Genomic DNA, 6,786 nt, shown 5'->3' with positions numbered 1-6,786 from the left:
GTCGCACCCGCCGGCCGGGCACGGCCAGCCGTGCCCGCCGATCGTGCCCGCCAGCCGTGCCGGCCGCGCCGAGAGGCCAGGACACGCCGGAGCCGGACCGGGATCCCGGGCGTGTCCTGGACTCTCGGCGGGTCTGTGCTCGCGCGGGAGCGCAGAGCTGCGTTCGCGCGCGGCCTCGTCCGTGCCGGCTCCCGGGCGGTGAGAAGCCAGGACACGCGGGCGGCGGGCCGAGATCCCGGGCATGTCCTGGACTCTCGGCGGGGCTGTGCTCGCGCGGGAGCGCAGAGCTGCGTTCGCGCGCGGCCTCGTCCGTGCCGGCTCCCGGGCGGTGCGAAGCCAGGACACGCGGGCGGCGGTCCGAGTTCCCGGGCATGTCCTGGACTCTCGGCGGGGTGGTGAGCCACGGGGGCTGCCGGGGGGAGTCCTGGGGCTGCGCGTGAGTCCTGGGGCTGCGCGTGAGTCCTGGGGTCGTGTGAGTCCTGGGGCGGCGGGGGAGTCGTGGGCCGCGCGTGAGCCGTGGGGCTGCGCGTGAATCGTGGGGCTGCGCGTGAGAGAGGGGCTGCGGGGGAGTCGGGGGCTGCGCGGGAGTCGTGTGGCTGTGCGGGAGGTCGTGGGGCTGTGCGGGACGGGTGAGGGGGAGTTCACCCCGTCCGACGGGGGTCGCGTGGCGGAATGCCTCACGCAGCGGTGCTCGCCGCCGATCCTCACGTCAGACGGTGCACCCGCGAGGAGGCTGCAGTGGAGGACATGGACGACATCGTCCGCGAGTTCCTGGTCGAGAGCCACGAGAACCTCGACCAGCTCGACCAGGACCTGGTCGCGCTCGAGAGCGAACCCGGATCCCGGGCGCTCATCGCGAGCGTGTTCCGGACGATCCACACGATCAAGGGGACCAGCGGGTTCCTCGCGTTCTCCCACCTGGAGCGCGTGGCGCACGCCGGCGAGAACCTGCTCGTCGAGTTGCGCGACGGTCGCCGCTCGATGGACCAGGCGACGACGGACGTGCTGCTGCGGCTCGTGGACACGATCCGCGAGATCCTGCGCGCCATCGAGGCCGAGGGCGGTGAGGGCGCGGTGGAGATCGACGCGGTGATCGCGGCGATCGAGGCCATCCAGGCGACCGACCCGTCCGCCGCCCCGGCGCCCGTCGCCGAGACGCCGGCCGCGCCCGCGGCAGCGGTCGAGCCCGCGGAGCCACCCGCGCCCGCCGCGCCCGGGCCCGTGCCCGCCGCGGAGGCCGCCGCCCCGCAGCCTGAGCCCGCTGCGCCCGCGACGCCGTCCGAGCCGGCCGCGCCCGCGGCGCGTGCCATCGGCGAGTCGCCGTCGGCCCCGTCCACCCCGTCCGCCGTGGCGCCGACCCCGGTGCCGGAGCCCGCCCCCGCGGCCTCGGCACCGGCCGCTGCCACCCCGGCACCGGCCGCCGCGACCCCGGCGCCGCCCGCCGCGGCAGCCGCCGAGGAGGTCGGCACCCTCCGGGGCGGCGCCGCCGACGCGTCGATCCGCGTGGACGTGGACCTGCTCGACGCCCTCATGCGGCAGGTGGGCGAGCTGGTGCTGGCCCGCAACCAGATCAGCCGCCTGGCCACCGGCACGGACGACGTGGACCTCGCGCGGTCCGCGCAGCGTCTCAACCTCATCGCCGGTGAGCTGCAGGAGGGGGTCATGAAGACCCGCATGCAGCCCATCGAGCACCTGTGGTCGAAGATGCCGCGGATGGTGCGCGACGTCGCGGCGGCGTGCCACCGCGAGGTGCAGCTGGAGCTGTCCGGCGGTGACACCGAGCTGGACCGCAGCCTGCTGGAGGCCGTGAAGGACCCGCTGACGCACCTGGTGCGCAACGCCGTGGACCACGGCATCGAGTCGGCCGCTGACCGTGCCGCCGCCGGCAAGCCCGCGAAGGGCGTCCTGGCGCTGCGCGCGTACCACGCGAGCGGTCAGGTCGTCGTGGAGGTGGCCGACGACGGCCGCGGCATCGACCCCGACAAGATCGGTGCGAAGGCGGTCCAGAAGGGCCTGCGCACCGCGGACCAGGTCGCCGTCATGAGCGCGGCGGACCTGCTGCAGCTGCTGTTCCTGCCGGGGTTCTCCACGGCGGAGGTCGTCTCGAACGTCTCCGGCCGCGGTGTCGGCATGGACGTCGTGCGGACCAAGATCGAGTCGATCGGCGGCGCGGTGGACGTGGAGTCCGTCGTCGGCCGGGGCACGACGTGGCGGCTGCGCATCCCGCTGACGCTGGCGATCATGCCGGCGCTGACGGTGGAGTGCTCCGGGGACCTGTACGCGATCCCGCAGGTGAACCTGCTGGAGCTCGTCGCCCTGGACTCGCAGCGCTCGGAGTCGGGCATCGAGCACATCCACGAGGCGCCGGTGTACCGGTTGCGCGGGGAGCTGCTGCCGCTGGTGTCGCTGTCCTCCGTGCTGGAGGTCGGCGGGGAGCGCCCGGACAACGCGGTCATCGCGGTGGTGCAGTCCGACCACCAGCGGTTCGGGCTGCTGGTCGACCGGGTGCTGAACACCGAGGAGATCGTGGTCAAGCCGCTGTCGGCCCGCCTCAAGGCGATCGGCGCGTACGCCGGCGCGACGGTGCTGGGTGACGGGCACGTCGCGCTGATCCTCGACGTGCAGGCGATCGCCCGCCGCGCGCTGGCCGGGGAGCTGGACGCCGCCGCGCGTGACGCGCACAGCAGCAACGCCGCCGGGCTGGCCCACGAGGTGCAGCAGGTGCTCGTCGTCGGGATCGGCGGCGGCCGGCAGGTCGCGATGCCGCTGGCGTCCGTGGCCCGCCTGGAGCACGTGCAGGCCGAGCAGGTCGAGTACGTCGGCGGCCGCGAGGTCGTGCAGTACCGCGGCACGATCCTGCCGCTGGCGCGCCTGGACCGGATCCTCGGCGCGTACGGCGAGGAGGACAGCTCCGAGCTGCTGCTGGTGGTCTACAGCCGCGCGGGACGCAGCGTCGGCCTGGTGGTCCGGGAGATCGTCGACATCGTCGACGACGACTCGGCGCGGCACTCCGACATCGAGGACGCCGGCCTGGTCGGCTCCACGGTGCTCGGCGACCGCGTGACGGAGCTGCTGGACGTGCGGCGCGCGATCCTCGCCGCCGACGCGGCGTTCTACGACGAGCGGAGCGAGCACCGCTCCACGTTCGACGACGTCCCGACGCAGGTCGCCGGGACCGAGCTGGTGGGAGCCCTGCGATGAGCCAGTACGTCACGTTCTCCCTGGGCGGCAGCCTGTACGGGGTCGACGTCACGCGGGTGCAGGAGGCGCTGCGGTCGCACGTGCGCACCCGCGTGCCGCTCGCCCCGCCGGGGGTCGCCGGGCTGGTGAACCTGCGCGGTCAGGTCGTGCTGACGGTCGACCTGCGCCCCCGCCTGGGCCTGGAGGCGCTGGGCGAGGACGCCGAGCCGATGATGGTGGTCGTGCAGGTGGCCGGGGAGCCGGTGAGCCTGCTGGTCGACGAGATCGGCGACGTGATGGAGGTCGGTCCGGAGACGTTCGAGGCGCCGCCGGAGACGCTCGACGCCGCGCTGCGCCCGCTGATCCTCGGGGCGCACAAGCTCGACGGCCGGCTGCTGCTCGTGCTCGACGTGGACCAGGCCACCGCGGCCTGACGGTCCGCCGCGCCGCGCCGCGGGGCGCCCCACCCGGTCCGCCGGGAGGGGCGCCCCGCGCGCGTTCCCCCGGCTGACGAACCGGTTCACCCGGCCGGGCGATCACACGGACGGCCAGGTGGTCGATGAGGCGTCAGGAACCCCCGGTCCGTCCTGCGAGGAGATCAGCATGTCCCAGCCGTCCGCCGCCACCACTCGTCCCCGGCGGGGGCTGAGGTCGTCGATCGCCGCGAAGGTGCTCGGCCTGCTGGCCGCGGCCGGCCTCGTGGCCGTGCTCGTCGTGCTGGCCTCGGCCGTCAGCCTCGGCCAGCTCCGCACCGACGTGCAGTCGTCGGCCGCCAACGTGGCACAGCTCGGGCAGGTCAGCGACCTGCAGCGCGCGCTGCAGGCCGGCCGGGCGCGGATGGTCGAGTACCCGGCGGCGGCGGACGACGTGCGCGCCGACCTGCGCACGCAGCTCGACGAGTACGAGGCGAGCATCGCCGAGCAGCAGGCCGCCTACGACGACCTCGCGGTGGACGCGCAGGCGTGGGCGGACTTCGACTCGGGCTGGTCCGAGATGGTCCGCCTCGCGGAGGAGGAGCTGTTCCCGCTCGCGGACTCCGGTGACGTCACCGGCGCGGCGGCGCTCTACCGGGAGCAGATCCTGCCGCAGACGACGATCGCGGCCGAGGCGATCGTCCAGGAGAACGCCGCGGTCGCCGCCGTGGCCGCCGCTAACGCCGAGGACTCCGAGGCGACGGTGTCCCGCACCCTGCTGATCGTGGTGGGCCTGGTCGTGGTGGGGCTGGCCGTGGTGCTGGTGGTGGGCCTGCGGGTCGCGCGCCGGCTGTCGCGGGACGCCCGCGAGGTGCAGCAGGCGCTCGAGGCGATGGCCGAGGGCGACCTGACGGTCCGCGCGGACGTGCACAGCGTGGACGAGCTGGGCGCGATGGCGAGCTCGCTCGACACCGCCCAGGACAGCCTGCGGGGTGTCGTGTCGGGCGTGGCCGAGACCGCGCACACGGTCGCCGCGGCGGCCGAGGAGCTGTCGGTGGCCTCCACGCAGGTGGTCGCGGGCTCGGACGAGACCTCGGCGCAGGCGGGTGTGGTTGCCGCGGCGGCCGAGCAGGTGTCGCGCAACGTGCAGACCGTCGCCGCGGGCGCGGAGCAGATGGGCGCCAGCATCCGCGAGATCGCCCAGAACGCGTCGCAGGCGGCGAAGGTCGCGGCGCAGGCCACGGGCGTCGCGCAGGCGACCAACGAGCAGGTGTCGCGGCTCGGCGTCTCGAGCCAGGAGATCGGGAACGTCGTCAAGGTCATCACGTCGATCGCGGAGCAGACGAACCTGCTGGCGCTGAACGCGACCATCGAGGCGGCGCGGGCCGGTGAGGCCGGCAAGGGCTTCGCGGTCGTCGCGGGCGAGGTCAAGGAGCTGGCCCAGGAGACCGCCAAGGCCACGGAGGACATCGCCCGGCGCGTCGAGGCGATCCAGACCGACACCGGGTCGGCCGTGACCGCGATCGGGGAGATCTCGGAGATCATCGCGTCGATCAACGACTACCAGCTCACGAGCGCGTCGGCGGTCGAGGCGCAGACCGCGACGACCCCGGAGATGTCCCGGTCGGCGGCGGAGGCGGCCACCGGGACCGGCGAGATCGCGTCGAACAACGACTACCAGCTCACGAGCGCGTCGGCGGTCGAGGAGCAGACCGCGACGACCACGGAGATGTCCCGGTCGGTGGCGGAGGCGGCCACCGGGTCCGGCGAGATCGCGTCGAACATCACCGGCGTCGCGTCGGCCGCGGCGACCTCGTCGCAGACGCTCGGCCAGATGGGCGGGGCGGTCGCGGAGCTCGCGCGGCTGTCGGAGGATCTGCGCGGCCGGGTGTCCCGCTTCACGTACTGACCGCTCCGTCGCCGCGCCGTGCCGCCCCGGGGTGGGGTGGCGCGGCGCGTCGTCGTGCGGCAATCACCCGCTGCCGGGCTCAGCCGGCGGCGGGTGCGGACGATCGGTGGGTCAGCAGGGGACGGACAGGAAGGACCCACCATGAGCGTCACCACGACGACGGTGTCGACGCCCGCGCGGGTGCCGACGGTCGACAGGGTGCCCACCCAGCGCGGCCACGGCGAGCCGCCTGCGTCCGGGCACCGTCCTCGCGGCACCCGCCGCGGCACCGCCTGGTTCGCGAACCGCGGCGTGCGCACCAAGATCATCCAGCTGCTCGCGCTGGTGGTCGTGATGGTCGCGGCCACCGGCACGTTCGCCGTGCTGCGGCTGAACGACCTCGCCGAGAGCACCGCGAGCGTGCAGGAGGTCAACGCGGACGTCGCGACCCCGCTCGCCGTGGTGCACCAGGAGGAGCTCAAGGCGCGGATGCTCGTCGCCCAGGCGGGCGCGAGCCAGACGGACACGCAGGAGCAGCGCCAGGCCGCGCTCGACGCGATCGCCGCGACGGACGCCGACCTGCAGGCCGCCGCGGACGCGTTCGAGCAGGGCATCGGCGAGAACGTCGTCGAGGGCTGGGACGACTTCGTCACCGGCTGGGCCGCGTGGACGCAGATCCGCGACGACCAGCTGGTGCCCGCGGCCCTGGAGAACGACCAGGTGACGTTCGGCGAGGTGACGCAGGGCGAGGCCAAGACGGCGCTCGACGGCATGATCGCCGGGCTGGAGACCGCCGAGAAGACGGTCGCCGCGTACCTCGAGTCCGTGTCGGACCAGGCGCAGGCCGAGGCGCGGTCGAGCACCGTCGTGCTGGTCGTCGTGCTCGTCGCCGGCGTGGCGCTGGTCTCCGCCGTCGGCATGGTGATCGCCGGCATGATCCGGCGCCAGGTGACCGAGGTGCAGCGCGCGGTCGAGGCGCTCGCGGACGGCGACCTGACGGTCACCCCGCAGGTGGACTCCGACGACGAGCTCGGGCGCATGGCCCGGGCGCTGACCCGGGCGCAGGGGAACCTGCGCGGCGCGATCTCGGGCGTGGTGGAGACGGCGCAGACGGTCGCGGCCGCGGCCGAGGAGCTGTCGGCGGCGTCGAACCAGGTGGTGGCCGGCTCCGACGAGACGTCCGCGCAGGCGGGGGTCGTCGCGGCTGCCGCGGAGCAGGTGTCGCGCAACGTCCAGACGGTCGCGGCGGGCGCTGAGCAGATGGGCGCCAGCATCCGGGAGATCGCGCAGAACTCCTCGCAGGCG

General features: G+C 74.6%; 4 protein-coding genes. All 4 read left to right on the top strand.

From position 1 onward, the window contains the following. Positions 1-747: 747 nt before the first annotated feature. Positions 748-3,201, top strand: a complete 2,454-nt coding sequence (locus tag AAHH18_RS18015) for a chemotaxis protein CheA (RefSeq protein ID WP_343302564.1) — start codon at positions 748-750, stop codon at positions 3,199-3,201. Beyond that, positions 3,198-3,614 (top strand): chemotaxis protein CheW, encoded by a 417-nt coding sequence (locus tag AAHH18_RS18010; RefSeq protein WP_283321497.1) that lies wholly within the window; start codon positions 3,198-3,200, stop codon positions 3,612-3,614. Before AAHH18_RS18015 ends, AAHH18_RS18010 begins: the two co-directional genes overlap by 4 nt. A gap of 169 nt (positions 3,615-3,783) precedes the next feature. Next, a complete protein-coding gene (locus AAHH18_RS18005) occupies positions 3,784-5,502 on the top strand; it encodes a methyl-accepting chemotaxis protein (protein WP_343302563.1) in 1,719 nt (572 codons plus the stop codon). A gap of 141 nt (positions 5,503-5,643) precedes the next feature. Further along, positions 5,644-6,786: methyl-accepting chemotaxis protein (locus AAHH18_RS18000; RefSeq protein WP_343302562.1), on the top strand; the 1,143-nt coding region annotated here is incomplete at its 3' end.

Origin of the sequence: Cellulomonas olei (genome assembly GCF_039548315.1) — a bacterium.
In the GTDB taxonomy this organism is placed as follows: Bacteria; Actinomycetota; Actinomycetes; order Actinomycetales; family Cellulomonadaceae; genus Cellulomonas.
This window is presented reverse-complemented; position numbering and strand designations above follow the sequence as displayed.